This is a genomic window from Amycolatopsis sp. TRM77291 (assembly GCF_054166285.1).
This window is the reverse complement of record NZ_JBSZHF010000001.1, coordinates 2,369,098-2,383,409: the sequence shown is the minus strand read 5'-3', so window position 1 is coordinate 2,383,409 and position 14,312 is coordinate 2,369,098. Positions and strand designations below refer to the sequence as shown.

13 protein-coding genes are annotated in these 14,312 nt (G+C 70.1%); 9 read left to right on the top strand and 4 right to left on the bottom strand.

Annotated elements, in window-relative coordinates; genetic code table 11:
- Positions 1-25 precede the first annotated feature (25 nt).
- Entirely contained in the window at positions 26-1,042 is a 1,017-nt protein-coding gene (locus ACXIZN_RS11215; RefSeq protein ID WP_457954157.1) for an alpha/beta fold hydrolase, read from the top strand.
- On the opposite strand, the gene xylA is transcribed toward ACXIZN_RS11215, so the two are convergent.
- A complete protein-coding gene (gene xylA, locus ACXIZN_RS11210; protein ID WP_457954155.1) occupies positions 1,039-2,208 on the bottom strand; it encodes a xylose isomerase in 1,170 nt (389 codons plus the stop codon). The genes ACXIZN_RS11215 and xylA overlap by 4 nt on opposite strands.
- Positions 2,209-2,301: 93 nt before the next feature.
- On the opposite strand from xylA, the gene ACXIZN_RS11205 reads away from it, so the two are divergent.
- The gene (locus ACXIZN_RS11205) at positions 2,302-3,477 is read left to right on the top strand and encodes an ROK family transcriptional regulator (RefSeq protein WP_457954154.1); all 1,176 of its coding nucleotides are present in this window, start codon (positions 2,302-2,304) and stop codon (positions 3,475-3,477) included.
- On the opposite strand, the gene ACXIZN_RS11200 is transcribed toward ACXIZN_RS11205, so the two are convergent.
- Entirely contained in the window at positions 3,434-3,895 is a 462-nt protein-coding gene (locus ACXIZN_RS11200) for a hypothetical protein (RefSeq protein WP_257486425.1), read from the bottom strand. The two genes, ACXIZN_RS11205 and ACXIZN_RS11200, sit on opposite strands and share 44 nt — an antisense overlap.
- Positions 3,896-4,190: 295 nt before the next feature.
- Entirely contained in the window at positions 4,191-4,673 is a 483-nt protein-coding gene (locus ACXIZN_RS11195) for an Lrp/AsnC family transcriptional regulator (protein ID WP_457954152.1), read from the bottom strand.
- A 135-nt stretch (positions 4,674-4,808) separates the two neighbouring features.
- Here ACXIZN_RS11195 and pdhA point away from each other — a divergent pair, with 135 nt between their 5' ends.
- From pdhA to ACXIZN_RS11165, 6 genes are all read left to right on the top strand, one after another.
- Positions 4,809-5,897: a pyruvate dehydrogenase (acetyl-transferring) E1 component subunit alpha gene (gene pdhA / locus ACXIZN_RS11190; protein WP_457954150.1), complete on the top strand. Its 1,089-nt coding sequence runs from the start codon at positions 4,809-4,811 to the stop codon at positions 5,895-5,897.
- On the top strand, positions 5,897-6,895 hold the full coding sequence (locus ACXIZN_RS11185) for an alpha-ketoacid dehydrogenase subunit beta (RefSeq protein WP_457954148.1): 999 nt from the start codon (positions 5,897-5,899) through the stop codon (positions 6,893-6,895). The genes pdhA and ACXIZN_RS11185 overlap by 1 nt, the downstream gene beginning before the upstream one ends.
- Positions 6,888-8,081, top strand: a complete 1,194-nt coding sequence (locus tag ACXIZN_RS11180; protein WP_457954147.1) for a dihydrolipoamide acetyltransferase family protein — start codon at positions 6,888-6,890, stop codon at positions 8,079-8,081. Before ACXIZN_RS11185 ends, ACXIZN_RS11180 begins: the two co-directional genes overlap by 8 nt.
- Positions 8,082-8,162: 81 nt before the next feature.
- Positions 8,163-9,431 (top strand): MFS transporter, encoded by a 1,269-nt coding sequence (locus ACXIZN_RS11175; RefSeq protein WP_457954145.1) that lies wholly within the window; start codon positions 8,163-8,165, stop codon positions 9,429-9,431.
- On the top strand, positions 9,385-9,735 hold the full coding sequence (locus ACXIZN_RS11170; protein WP_457954144.1) for a VOC family protein: 351 nt from the start codon (positions 9,385-9,387) through the stop codon (positions 9,733-9,735). The genes ACXIZN_RS11175 and ACXIZN_RS11170 overlap by 47 nt, the downstream gene beginning before the upstream one ends.
- A gap of 74 nt (positions 9,736-9,809) precedes the next feature.
- On the top strand, positions 9,810-10,577 hold the full coding sequence (locus tag ACXIZN_RS11165) for a PE-PPE domain-containing protein (protein WP_457954143.1): 768 nt from the start codon (positions 9,810-9,812) through the stop codon (positions 10,575-10,577).
- A gap of 235 nt (positions 10,578-10,812) precedes the next feature.
- Here the strand turns inward: ACXIZN_RS11165 and fusA are convergent, their stop codons facing one another.
- Entirely contained in the window at positions 10,813-12,849 is a 2,037-nt protein-coding gene (gene fusA / locus ACXIZN_RS11160) for an elongation factor G (protein ID WP_457954141.1), read from the bottom strand.
- Positions 12,850-13,239: 390 nt separating this feature from the next.
- Between fusA and ACXIZN_RS11155 the strand changes: the two genes are divergently transcribed.
- Complete coding sequence (locus ACXIZN_RS11155) at positions 13,240-14,259, top strand: sigma-70 family RNA polymerase sigma factor (RefSeq protein ID WP_457954140.1); 1,020 nt, start codon at positions 13,240-13,242, stop codon at positions 14,257-14,259.
- The last annotated feature ends 53 nt before the right edge of the window (positions 14,260-14,312 follow it).

The following is a 14,312-nucleotide window of genomic DNA, read 5'->3' as shown; positions in this document are numbered from 1 at the left end:
CAGACGTTTCGCGGGAGGAATCAAGATGCTCAGCAGGAGAAGGTTCGCGCAGGCCGTCGCCGCCGCCGCGGCGGGAGCCACCGTGGCGGGCTGCTCGGCCCAACCCGCGGCGGCACCGGCGGCCGCGCCCGCCACGACCGGCGGTAACACGTCGTTCGGCCCGATCAAGCAGATCGACGCCGGGGAACTGAGCATCGGTTACGCCGAAGCGGGCCCCGCCGATGGCCCGGTGGTGGTCCTCCTGCACGGCTGGCCCTACGACATCCACAGCTACGTCGACGTCACCCCGCGCCTGGTCGCGGCCGGGTACCGGGTGATCGTGCCGTTCCTGCGCGGCTACGGGCCGACCCGGTTCCTGTCGAAGGACACGTTCCGCAACGGCCAGCAGTCCGCGATCGCCGCCGACATCGTCGCGCTGCTGGACGCCCTCAAGATCGAGAAGGCCGTCTTCGGCGGCTTCGACTGGGGCGCCCGCACCGCCGTCATCATCGCGGCACTGTGGCCCGAACGGTGCAAAGCGCTCGTCTCGGTGAGCGGCTACCTGGTCACCAACCGGGAGACGAACAAGCAGCCGCTCTCCCCGGCCGCCGAGCTCGGCTGGTGGTACCAATATTATTTCGCCACCGAGCGCGGCATCCTCGGCTACACGAAGAACCGCCACGACTTCAACAAGCTGATCTGGAAGATCGCGTCGCCGAAGTGGGCCTTCGACGACGCGACCTACGACCGTTCCGCGGCCTGCTTCGACAACCCGGACCACGTGGCCATCGTGATCCACAACTACCGGTGGCGGCTGAGCCTCGCCGACGGCGACCCGAAACTCGACGCGCTGGAAGCGAAACTCGCGCAGGGGCCGGCGGTTTCGGTGCCCACCATCACCATCGGCAGCGATTTCGACGGCCCGAACACCGACGGGAAGGCGTACCGGTCGAAGTTCTCCGGCAAGTACGAGCACCGCGTGCTGAACGGGATCGGCCACAACGTCCCGCAGGAGGCCCCGGCGGAGTTCGCCAAGGCCGTCCTGGACGTCGACCGGTTCTAGCGTGCCCCGGTGAGGTGTTCGAGGGCCAGCTGGGACAGGCGGATGAAGCCGTAACCGCGTTCCGCGGCCTTGTCCGGATCGAAGTCCTCGAACGCCGATCGGTCGGCCAGCAGATCCGCCGCCGTCTCGCCCTCGCCGAGGGTCGGCGTCGCCAGCTCGGGGACGAGCGCGGTTTCCAGCGCGGCACGCACCTCGGGATCGGCGCGGAACGCGCGGGCGCGTTCCGCGAACAGGAGATAGCTCGCCATGTTGGCCTCGGCACTGGCCCAGACGCCGTCCATGTTCTCCGTGCGCAGGGGCTTGTAGTCGAAATGCCGCGGCCCGTCGTAGCCGCCGTGCTCCAGCAGATCGACCAGGAAGAACGACGACAGGACGTCGCCGTGCCCGAACACGAGGTCCTGGTCGAACCGCGGGCCGCGCTGGCCGTTGAGGTCGATGTGGAACAGCTTGCCCTGCCACAGGGCCTGCCCGATGCCGTGGACGATGTTGAGCCCGGCCATCTGCTCGTGCCCGACCTCCGGGTTCACGCCGACGATCTCGTGGTTGTCCAGCGTGGAGATGAACGCCAGCGCGTGTCCGATGGTGGGCAGCAGGATGTCGCCACGTGGTTCGTTCGGCTTCGGTTCGAGCGCGAGCCGGAGGCCGTAGCCCTGGTCGAGGACGTACTGGGCGAGGAAATCGATACCCTCGCGGTAGCGGTCCATCGCCGCGCGGACGTCCTTCGCGGCGTCGGTCTCGCTGCCTTCGCGGCCGCCCCAGAGCACGAACGTCGACGCGCCGAGTTCGGCGGCGAGGTCGAGGTTCCGCAGCACCTTCCGCAGCGCGTACCGGCGGACGTCGCGGTCGTTGCTGGTGAGGCCGCCGTCCTTGAAGACGGGGTGGCTGAACAGGTTCGTGGTGACCATCGGGACGACGAGACCGGTCTCGTCGAGCGCGCCCTGGAAGCGCTTGAGATGCCGTGCGCGTTCCGCGCCGTCCGAGCCGAACGGGACGAGGTCGTCGTCGTGGAAGGTGATCCCCCAGGCGCCGAGATCCGAAAGGCGGTGCACGGCTTCGACCGGATCGAGCGGCGGTCGGCTCGCCGGGCCGAACATGTCGTTCGCCTGCCAGCCCACGGTCCACAGCCCGAAGCTGAACTTGTCCTCACGCGTCGGTGCCTGAGCCATCTCGCCTCCCAATTAGTTTGATGCCTGAACTTATCGACGGCGCTCCGGCGGGTCAAGGCTTTCGTTCAGGCATCGAACGAATACAATCGCGCGATGATCGGCACGCGCCCGGCGGGACAGCACACCGTGCGGCAGCACAACGCCGCCCTCGTCCTCGGCGCGATCGCGGACGGGCCGGGCACTTCGCGGGCAGGCCTCGCCGCCGCCACCGGACTCACGAAGGCCACCGTGTCCACCGTGGTCGACCGCCTCATCGCGGCGGATCTCGTGGCCGAAGGCGAGCCGGAACAGCGCGTCGGCCCCGGACGGCGCGGCACCGTGGTGTCGCTCTCCCCCACCGGCCCGCATGGGCTCGGCATCGAGATCGGCGTCGACTACCTGGCGTGCTGCCTCGTCGACCTGACCGGCACCGTCCGGGCACAGGAGGTCCGGTACGCGGACAACCGGACCCCGCGCGTCTTCCAGCGCGTCTCGGCGTTCCTGCGCAAAGCACGGAAGCAGGCGGACGCGCTGGGCGTCCCCGTCGGCGGCGTCGGTATCGCGGTTCCGGGCCTGGTCGAATCCGGGCTCGTGCGGCTCGCGCCCAACCTGGGCTGGCGCGACGTCGACCTCGCCGACCGGCTCGGCGAGACGTTCACCGTCGCCAACGAAGCGAACTTCGCGGCCCTCGCCGAGCTCTGGCACGGCTCGGCGTTGCCGGATTTCGTCCATGTGTCCGGGGAGATCGGGATCGGCGCGGGCATCGTGCTGGACCGCGCCCTGTTCGAAGGCGTCCGCGGCGCGGGCGGCGAGATCGGCCACCTGCCGGTGGCACCCGACGGACCGCCGTGTTCGTGTGGCGCGAACGGCTGCCTGGAACGGATGGCGGGACAGGAGGAGATCCTGCGGCTCGCGGGCGTGGACACGGTGGACGATCTCGTCTCCGCGCTGGAATCCGGCGACGACGCGGCTGTTTCCGCGGCGACCACCGCCGCCGGGCATCTCGGCGTCGGACTGTCCACTGTGGTCAATCTGATGGACGTTCCGGCGGTGGTGCTAGGCGGAACCTACGCGCGGCTGGAGCCGTGGCTGCGTGAGCCACTCCTCGCCGAGCTGGAACGCCGCGTGCCCAGCACGGCGTGGTCGCCGGTGCGGGTCGTCCGCTCGGCGCTCGGCACCGGGGCCGCCGTCCGCGGGGCCGCCGGCTCGGTGATCCGCGGCATCCTCGCGGACCCCGAGCACCATCTCACGACTCACTGGCCATCCGATCAGGACGCTCGGGATCGGTGACCCCGGGCAACGAGGGCTCGATGGACTGCGCGCGCTCCTCGATGTCGGCACGCTGGACGCGCCGGGCGTAGGCGATCAGTTCGTCGCGATCCGCGTGCGGGAGCCAGCCCTGCTCGCAACCGGTTTCCAAGCGCACGAGGTACCGCACCAGCTCCACCGATTCGGCACCGAAATCCCGCATGCGCCGCGTCAGCAGCTCCGCCGCGGCGAGGTAGCCGTTGTTCCACGCGTGGACCGCCAGCAACTGCGCCGTCGCGGCGAGGATGTCGCCGAGGTGGAACCCGCCCTCCGCCGCGAGATGCCCCGCGAGGCGGAAACTGCGCCTGCCCTCGCCGACCGGCCCCTCCTCACGAATCGCTTCGAGCAGAGCCCCGATCTGCCGCGTCAGGTAGTCCTGACCCGCGCCCTCCACCGTCACCGCATTCCTCCACCCAGTCGCCGCGATCGTAGGAAGGTGTCAATGGGGAGTAGGTCAGATACATCGAATGCCGAACCGTTATCACCCGAATGGGGTGTTCGGTGGTGCGTCTCGGTCAACAGGGTGCCACGGCTCCGGTCTCGCCCGCGGCGCACCGACCCGGATGACGGCGGAGCCACCGGCCTGGCACCTGCGCCATGATTCCTCCGCCTCCGCCATCGAACCCGCCTGTATTCGGTGAGAAGGCGAAGAGCGTTACAGGAAGGTGCCGGGCCGCCGCCACCAGAACCCGTCCTCACCACTCACGAGGGGCGACGCCCGGTTGCTCCTCGAAAATCAGCCAAGTCCGCGTCGACCGCACGCCGTCCAGCGCCTGCAGCCGTTCCAGCACGACATCGCGCAGCGAAGCGTTGTCCGGGGTCCGTACCAGCAGGAGGATGTCGAAGTCGCCGCCGACGAGCGAAACGTGCTCGACGAACGGGATCTGCCGCAGTTCGGCCGACATCGTCCGCCATGACGTCTGCTCGACGGTGATCAGGATGTACGCGCTCGTCCCGAGTCCGGCGCGCCGCGGATCGATCCTCGCGCCGAAGCCCGTGATGACGCCGTCGGACATCAGCCGGTCCAGTCTCGCGTAGGCGTTGGTGCGCGAGATGTGCAGCCGTTCCGCCAGGGCGCGGACGGCGAGCCTGCCGTCGGCGGTCAGTTCGGCGAGGATCGCGCGATCGATGTCGTCGAGGGCAAGGACCGTTCGTCCCGGATCCGCCCCGTGAGCCACGCCACTACTGGACGGTTGGCCTGACTGAACCGATCCGGCGGACAGTTTGTCGCTCATTTCGCGTGCCTCTTGAACACTGGGACTCCGGAAACCACCATCTCAGCATCATATGTCTGTGAAAGGTGGTGCTGCGCCATGTCGCGGGAGACCCCTGCCGCCGCGTTGCTGCCGTCCGAAGTTCCGGTGCGGTTCCTCGCCGAAGACGGCACACGCGTCGACGAGCACGGTCACTACTCCGAGCCGCCGTCCGAGCGGCTCGTCGAGGCCTACCGGTTGATGGTGCTCGGCCGCCGGTTCGACGCCCAGGCGACCGCGCTGACCAAGCAGGGCCGCCTCGCGGTCTACCCGTCGAGTGCCGGCCAGGAGGCCTGCCAGGTCGCGAGCGCGCTGGCCCTCACCGACTCCGACTGGCTCTTCCCCACCTACCGTGACTCCGTCGCGCTCGTCGCCCGCGGGCTCGAACCGGGCGAGATCCTGACGCTGCTTCGCGGCGACGCGCACTGTGGCTACGACCCCGCCGAGACCCGCGTCGCCCCGCAGTGCACGCCGCTGGCCACCCAGACCCTCCACGCGGCCGGGCTCGCCCACGCGATGCAGCGCCGCGGTGAAGACAGCGTCGCGTTCGCGCTCATCGGTGACGGCGCCACCAGCGAAGGCGACTTCCACGAGGCACTCAACTTCGCGGCCGTGTTCAAGGCGCCGGTGGTGTTCTTCGTGCAGAACAACGGTTTCGCGATCTCGGTACCGTTCGAGAAGCAGAGCGCCGCCCCCGCGCTGGCCTACAAGGGCGTCGGCTACGGCGTCCGCTCCGAGCAGGTCGACGGCAACGACGCCGTCGCCGTCCTTTCCGTGCTGGACGACGCCGTCGCGCACGCGCGGTCCGGTCGCGGGCCCGTCCTGGTCGAGGCGCACACCTACCGGATCGACGCGCACACCAACGCCGACGACGCGACCCGCTATCGCGACCAGGCCGAGGTCGAGAAGTGGCGCGCGGCCGACCCGGTTCGCCGTCTCGAAACCTGTCTCACGTCCAAGAAACTGTTGTCCAACAACGATATCGAGCGATTCCGGGCCGAGGCGGAGACGTTCGCCGCCGGGGTGCGCGACACCCTCAACGCCGACGTCGAACCCGACCCCTTGTCCCTGTTCGAGCACGTGTACGCCGTCCCGACCCGCCAACTGGCCGCCCAACGCGCGCTGGTCGCCGCCGAACTGGAGGCCTGATGACCGAGATCTCGATGGCACAGGCGCTCAACGCCGCCCTGCGCGACGCGGTCAAGGACGACGACCGCGTGCTCATCTTCGGCGAGGACGTCGGCCCGCTCGGCGGCGTGTTCCGGGTGACCGACGGCATCACCGCCGACTTCGGTGAGGAGCGCTGTTTCGACACGCCGCTGGCCGAGTCCGGCATCGTCGGTTTCGCGGTCGGGATGGCGATGGGCGGGTTCCGCCCGGTGGTCGAAATGCAGTTCGACGCCTTCGCCTACCCCGCCTTCGAGCAGATCACCTCGCACGTCGCGAAGCTGCGGAACCGCACCCGCGGCGCGTTGTCGCTGCCGATGGTCATCCGCATCCCCTACGCGGGCGGGATCGGCGGCGTCGAGCACCACTGCGATTCGAGCGAGGCCTATTACACCCACACGCCCGGCCTGCGCGTCGTCACGCCCGGCACTCCGCAGGACGCCTACGACCTCCTGCGCGACGCGATCGACTCACCGGATCCGGTGATCTTCCTCGAACCCAAATGCCGCTACTGGTCGAAGGAGCCCGTGTCCTTCACCCGGGACGGGGCGGCCATGGACCGCGCGGTCGTGCGCCGCGAGGGCAAGGACGTCACGCTGATCGCGTACGGCCCGATGGTCGCGACCGCGCTGGAGACCGCGGAGGCCGCGACGGCGGAGGGCTGGGACGTCGAGGTCGTCGATCTCCGGTCGCTCAGCCCGTTCGACGACGAGACCGTGACCGCTTCGGTGCGCCGCACCGGGCGCGCGGTCGTCGTCCACGAGGCGGCCGGATTCGGCGGCTACGGCGCCGAGGTCGTCGCCCGGGTCACCGAGCAGTGCTTCCACCAGCTGCACGCGCCCGTCCTGCGGGTCACCGGCTTCGACATCCCTTATCCGCCGCCGAAACTGGAACGCCACCAGCTTCCGGACGTCGACCGGATCCTGGACACCGTCGCCCGGCTGCAGTGGAACGACCAACCGGTGGTGGCCGGTGCCTGACTTCCTGCTCCCGGACCTCGGTGAGGGGCTCACCGAAGGCACCATCGTCACCTGGCTGGTCGCGGAGGGCGACACCGTCGGCGTCGACCAGCCCGTCGTCGAAGTGGAGACCGCGAAGGCCGCGGTCGAGGTGCCGGTGCCGTTCGCCGGCGTCGTCACCCGCCTCCACGGCGAACCCGGTCAGTCGCTGCCGGTCGGCGCTCCCCTGCTCACCATCGGCCCCGGTTTCGCCGAACCCGGCGTGACGACCGCGAGCGAAGGCAGCGGCAACGTCCTCATCGGCTACGGCACGACCACAACGACGAGACGCCGCCGCACACGCACCGTCGTGACCGCTCCGGACAAGCCGTCGAAAGCGCCCGGCGTGATCTCGCCGTTCGTCCGCAAGATGGCCGCGGACAACAAGATCGACCTGACGAAGCTCACCGGCAGTGGCCCGGGCGGCATCATCCGGCGCGCCGACGTCGAAGCCGCGCTCACCGTCCCCGAACAGAGAGACGGCGAAACTCGGATCTCGCTGACCGGCGTTCGCAAGGCGGTCGCCGACAAGCTGACGACTTCGCGCCGTCAGATCCCCGAAGCGACGGTCTGGGTCGACGTCGACGCGACCGGACTCGTCGCGGCGCGCAAGTCGCTCAACGCCTCGGCACCGGATCGCCCGGTGAGCCTTTTGGGTCTCGTCGCCCGATTCGCCGTGGCGGGCCTGCGGAAGTACCCGGAGCTGAACTCGCGTGTCGAGGGCGACGAGATCGTCCAGCTGCGGGACATCAACCTCGGTTTCGCCGCGCAGACCGACCGCGGTCTCGTCGTTCCGGTGGTCCGCGACGCGGGCTCATTGTCCACAAGGGAGCTTTCGGCCGCGATCGGAGAGCGGACCACGCAGGCCAGGGAAGGGAAACTCGGCCCGGCGGGACTCACCGGCGGGACCTTCACGGTCAACAACTACGGAGTGTTCGGGGTCGACGGCTCGGCCGCGATCATCAATCACCCGGAGGCGGCGATCCTCGGTATCGGCCGGATCATTGACCGCGCCTGGGTGGTCGACGGCGCACTCGTGGCGCGCAAGATCTGCGAACTGACCCTGGCGTTCGACCACCGGGTGTGCGACGGCGGGACCGCCGGCGGATTCCTGCGGTTCGTCGCCGACTGCGTCGAGTCCCCGGTCACCGCGCTCGGGGACCTCTGAGCGGGTCGCACAACCCGCGGTTGTGACCCGCCAACGACCCGTTGTTCGACTTGCGCGACCCGGCTTGCTTGGATCTCGCGAGTGGGTGGGAGATCGCTGGGGCGACGGTTCGGCTGGCTGTGGGCGGCGTACGCGGCGAGCGCGTTCGGGACCAGGTTCGCGTTCGACGCGTTCAGCCTGATCGCCATCGTGGCGCTGGGCGCGGGCACCACGGAGGTGTCGCTCCTGGCGTCGGCCGGGCTCGTCGCCGGCGCGGTGGTCGCGCTGCCGCTCGGCCCCTGGGTCGAGTTCCGCCGCAAACGGCCGGTGATGATCGCGATGGACCTCGTCCGGTGTGTCGCGCTGCTGACCGTCCCGGTGGCGTACGCGTTCGGGCTGCTCGGTTTCGGTCAGCTGCTCGCCGTGTCCGTCGTCGTCGCCGCGGCCGACATCACGTTCCTCGCCGCCAGCGGGGCGTTCCTGAAAACCCTGCTGCCACGGGAGGACCTGCTCGTCGCGAACGCCCGGTTCGAATCGACGACCTGGACGGCGACCGTCCTCGGCCCGCCGCTGGGCGGGTTCGCCGTCGGCCTGTTCGGGCCGGTGGTCACGATCGCCGCCGACGCGGTCAGCTATCTGCTTTCGGCGCTCGGGATCCGGGCGGTCGGTGGTTCGGAGCCGCCACCCGTGAAACCGGAAGGCCCCCGGCTGACCGGCCGCGACCTGCGGGAAGGCTGGCGGTTCATCCTCACCCACCCGGTGCTGCGGCCGCTGTTCGTCAACACGATCGTGGTCAACGGCCTGATCATGGCGACCGCGCCGCTGATGGCCGTCCTGATGCTCGGGCGACTGGGGTTCGCGCCGTGGGAGTACGCGGTGGCCTTCGCCGTGCCGTGTCTCGGCGGGCTGCTCGGGGCGAGGCTCTCGCGGACCGTGGTCGCCCGGTACGGCCGGGACAGGGTCCTGTTCGTCGCCGGTTGGCTTCGGGTCTGCTGGCCCGTCGGGCTGGTGTTCATCCAGCCCGGTGTTCCCGGTCTGATCCTGGTGATCGTCGTCGAATTCGGCCTGATCACCTGCATCGGCGTGTTCAATCCGGTGCTTGCCACCAGCAGGCTCGAGCAGGTTCCCCTCGATCGTGCGGCGCGCACGCTGTCGGCCTGGTCGATCGCCGGCAAACTCACCACCGCCTCGCTGACCGCGCTGTGGGGCCTGCTCGCCGCCTTCACCGGACCCCGCGTGGCGGTCGGCGTCGCGGGCGCGCTCATGCTGGCGACCCCGCTCCTGCTCCCCCGAAACCGTCGGACCCCTGTGCCAGTATCGGCACATGTCGATCAAGAGAGTGGTAGCCGACCTCGAGACCAAGTCACTTGAGCAGGCAAGGGCCTTCTACGAGCGGGTGCTCGGCTTCGAAGTGGTGATGGACCACGGCTGGATCGTGACCCTGGCCGATCCGGAGCGGCCGGAAGTGCAGCTGAGTCTCATGACCCACGACGAGACGGCGCCCGTCGTCCCGGCCGTCTCGATCCAGGTGGACGACGTCGACGCGGCGTACGAGGAAGCGAAGGCGTCCGGTGCCGAGATCGTGCACGAACTGACCGACGAACCTTGGGGCGTCCGGCGGTTCTTCGTCCGCGATCCCGGTGGTCACGTGGTCAACGTGCTAGCGCACCGCTGAGGGGGTTTCATCAAAATTTCATGACTCGTCCCTAGCGTTCGGACACGCACCGTAATCGAACGAAAGGACGATGGATGAAGAAACTCAGGGGGGTCCTGGCCGCCACCGCGCTGGCCGCCGGTCTGCTCGGCGCCGTCGCGCCGACGGCACAGGCCGACCAGTCGCGCTACTACATCCTCATCGGCGGCACCTGCGACGGGGCCGCGACCGTCTACAACGACGCCTGGTTGCGGGGCGGGATCAAGAAGGTGGTCCACTACCCGGCGGGGGCCGCCGGAGCGCCGAACTGCGACCAGACGCCGATGGACCAGAGCGTCGCGCGCGGGCACGAAGAAGCCCGCCGTGTCGCCCAAAGCTCCTTCGACGAGAACCCCGGCGCCGAATTCACCGTCGTCGGCTACTCGCAAGGCGCGCTGGTCGCGAACCTGGTGCTCAACGACATCGCCGACGGGAAGCTGGCCGTGGACAAGTCGCGGTTCAGGGCGAAGATCTTCGCCGACCCGATGCAGCCCGTCGGTCCGCCGGGACGCGGGATCAGCGCGGTGCTCCCGGCCGGTACCGGGGCGCCGTCGCCGTTCGGCGGCTACGTGTCGTTCGGCCCCGGCCGCACCGACTTCGGCGGTATCCCGTACATCCGCTACTGCATCGAAACCGACGGTGTCTGCCACTTCGACACCATCGAAGCGCCGGGCGGGTACTTCGCCCAGCACCTGTGCTACCAGTGGGCCCGGCCTGCCGATCGGCGCTCGATCATGGAGGACACGATCGCGGACGGCGTGTACACCAACGGATCGCACGCGCTGCCGCGGCAGAACTGCCGTCCGCCGTGGCCGGTGGCCTGACCGGCTGAAGACGGCTGTCACCCGGCGCCCGATCGCCGGGTGACAGCGGTTCGGGCGATGGCCCGCCCACAGTGCCGTGGGCGGGCCATCGTCGAGCTACCGGACCGGTTCCACCGGCGCCGGGGCGTGCCCGGTCGGCCGGGCGGTGAACGTGCCCCGGCCCTGGGTCCGGNGCCGGGTGACAGCGGTTCGGGCGATGGCCCGCCCACAGTGCCGTGGGCGGGCCATCGTCGAGCTACCGGACCGGTTCCACCGGCGCCGGGGCGTGCCCGGTCGGCCGGGCGGTGAACGTGCCCCGGCCCTGGGTCCGGCTGCGCAGCCGGGTCGCGTAGCCGAACAGTTCGGCCAGCGGCACGGTCGCGGTGACCACGGACGTTCCCGCGCGCACCGCCGAACCCAGCACCCGGCCACGCCGGGCCGCGAGGTCACCGAGCACCACGCCGACGGCGCTTTCGGGCACGGTGACGGTCACTTCGGCGACCGGCTCCAGCAGTGTCATCGCGCCGGCACGCAACGCCTCCCGGAGCGCGAACCGCCCGGCCGTCCGGAACGCCATCTCCGACGAGTCCTTCGAGTGGGTGGCCCCGTCGGTCAGCGTGACCCGGACACCGGTCACCGGATGACCGCCGAGCGGGCCCTCCGCCAGCGCGTCACGGCAGCCCGCTTCGACGGCGCGGACGTATTCCCTCGGCACCCGGCCACCGACCACAGTGGACTCGAACTCGAATTCCCCGTCCGCCAAGGGTTCCGTGTCGATGACGACGTGGGCGAACTGCCCGGCGCCGCCGTCCTGCTTGACGTGGCGGTAGACGAAACCGGACACGCCGCGCGCCACCGTCTCCCGGTAGGCGACCCGAGGCCGCCCGACGCCGACGTCCAGCCCGTGATCGCGCCGGATCTTCTCCACCGCCACCTCCAGATGCAGTTCACCCATTCCCGAAAGCAGGGTCTGGCCGGTCTCGCGATCGGTCCGGATGCCCAGCGACGGGTCCTCCTCGACCAGCCGTGCCAGCGCCGTCATCAGCCGTTCCGTCTCGGTTCCCGTCCGTGCCTCGACGGCGACCGACACGACCGGATCGGCCACGACGGGCGGCTCGAGCAGGAGCGGCTCCGACGGCGTGCACAGTGTCGTGCCTGCCCGAGCCGTCTTCAGCCCGACCACCGCGACGATGTCGCCCGCGACGGCACTGTCCACCCTGGTGTGCCGGTCCGCCTGGACCCGCAGGATGCGGCCGACGCGCTCGGCACGACCGGCGCCCACGTCCATCACCGCCTCCGAAGTCCGGATAGTGCCCGAATACACCCGCAGGTACGTCAACCGCCCGGTGGCGGTCGAGGTCACCTTGAACACCAGTGCCGCGAACGGCGCCGACGGATCGGCGGGCCGTTCCAGGGTCGTGCCTTCGTACTCGCCCCGCACCGGCGGCACATCCGACGGCGAGGGCAGGTACGCCACCACGGCTTCCAGCAACGGCTCCACACCGCGGTTGCGGTAGGCCGAGCCGCACAGCACCACGACGCCGTCCCCCGTGCGAGTCAGCTCGCGCAGCGCCGAGACCAGCGTGTCGGTCGACACCGCCGAAGACTCGCAGAATTCCTCCAGCGCGGCCGGATGGAGTTCCGCCACGGTCTCTTCGAGCAGCAGCCGCCGCCGGTTCGCTTCGTCCACAAGGGACTCCGGAACCGGTCCTTCTTCGGCCGTCCCGGCGCCGTCCGCCCAGACGAGCGACCGCATCCGCAGCAGGTCGACGACGCCCACGAAACCGTGTTCCGCCCCGATCGGCAGCTGGACCACCAGCGGACGCGGATGCAGCCGCTCCCGGATGGACTCCACGGCCGCGTCCAGATCGGCGCCCGCGCGGTCGAGTTTGTTGACGAACGCGATCCGCGGTACGCCGTGCCGGTCGGCCTGGCGCCACACCGATTCGCTCTGCGGCTCGACCCCGGCGACGCCGTCGAACACCGCGATAGCGCCGTCGAGGACCCGCAGCGACCGTTCGACCTCGTCGGAGAAGTCGACGTGACCGGGGGTGTCGATCAGGTTGACGAGATGACCGTCCCACGTACAGCTGACGGCGGCGGCGAAGATGGTGATGCCACGGTCTCGCTCCTGGGAATCGAAGTCGGTCACGGTCGTGCCGTCGTGGACCTCACCGCGTTTGTAGGTGGTGCCGGTGAAGTACAGGATCCGTTCGGTGAGGGTGGTCTTGCCCGCGTCGACATGGGCGAGGATGCCCAGATTGCGGACGGCGGACAGCGGGACGGTGCGCATGGCGCGGGCCTTTCGAAAGTGATCTCCAAAGCTCGGAACGCGCGATTCGGGCGAACGCGGGCACGCACCCTCGCCGCCGGGGAACGACGGGAAGAGGGCGCGGAAAAGTCAGGCGTTCGTCAGCGGGCCGGTGCTAGCCGCGCGGCAGGCACCGGACGCGCGGAGACACGAGGATCACCTCGTAGCGGACCGAGGGGACGACGACGGCGTGGTGATGACGCACTGTCCTGTCCTTCCTCGCCGGGATGATTCGCGAGGAGTGTAACCACCCGCAGGCGGGCCGGGAACCGGTTTTCCTCGGATTCGGAGGAAACTGGGCGACGACCGACCAGTTTCCGGCGGCGCCGGTGTCCATCCTTTCGAGGGACACCACAGGAGGAAGGAACCGGCATGGGGGCGGACGAGCTGCTGACCTTGGCGAAGACCGGTGACGGCGAGGCGTTCCGTGATCTCGTCGCGCCGTATCGCCGTGAGCTGCAGGTGCACTGCTACCGCATCCTGGGCTCGGTGCAGGACGCCGAGGATCTGCTGCAGGAGACCTTGCTGGCCGCTTGGCGCGGGATCGGCGCGTACGAGGAACGCGCCTCCGTGCGGACCTGGCTGTACCGGATCGCGACCAACCGCTGCCTCAACGCGCTGCGTGCGGGCGATCGCCGCCCGCACGACCACGCGGCCTACCGACCGGAGGTCGAGTTGCCCGAGCCGTCGCGCCGCCGCCCAGAACCCAGCTGGCTGGAGCCCTACCCCGACGTCCTGCTCGACGGCATCGCCGATCAGCTGCCCGGGCCGGAGGCACGCTACGAGGCCAGGGAGTCGATCTCGCTCGCTTTCCTGGCGGCACTCCAGCAACTTCCGCCGAGGCAGCGGGCCGTGCTGGTGCTGCGGGACGTCCTCGGCTTCCGCGCCGCCGAGGTGGCCGGGATCCTCGACACCACGGAGAACGCCGTGACCAGCGCGCTGAACCGGGCTCGTTCGGCGCTGGCAAAGGAGATCCCCGGCGGCGGACGCGAGACCGCTCCCCTGCCGGATTCGCCGCGGGAACGCCGGATCGTCGACGAGTTCACCCGCGCCTTCGAGGCCGGCGACGTCGACGCCATCGTGGCGCTGCTGACCGACGACGCGTGGCTGACCATGCCCCCGCTTCCCCTGGAGTACCAGGGTCCGGACGCCGTCGGGCACTTCCTGGCGACCGTCGCGTACTGCGATGGCCGCCGGTACTCACTGGTCCCGACCCGGGCGAACGGCCAGCCAGCCTTCGGCTGCTACCTCCGTGATCCGGGGACGCCGATCGGCCACGCGCACGGGGTGCTCGTGCTGGAACTGGCCGGTGACCGGATCACGGCGGTGACCCGGTTCCTCGACAACTCGCTGCTCGCCGCCTTCGGCCTTCCGCGCTCGCTGCGCGGCTGACCGACCGCTCTTCCGTGGCCACGCCCGCCGGGCGTGTGTCCCGTCATGCCCGA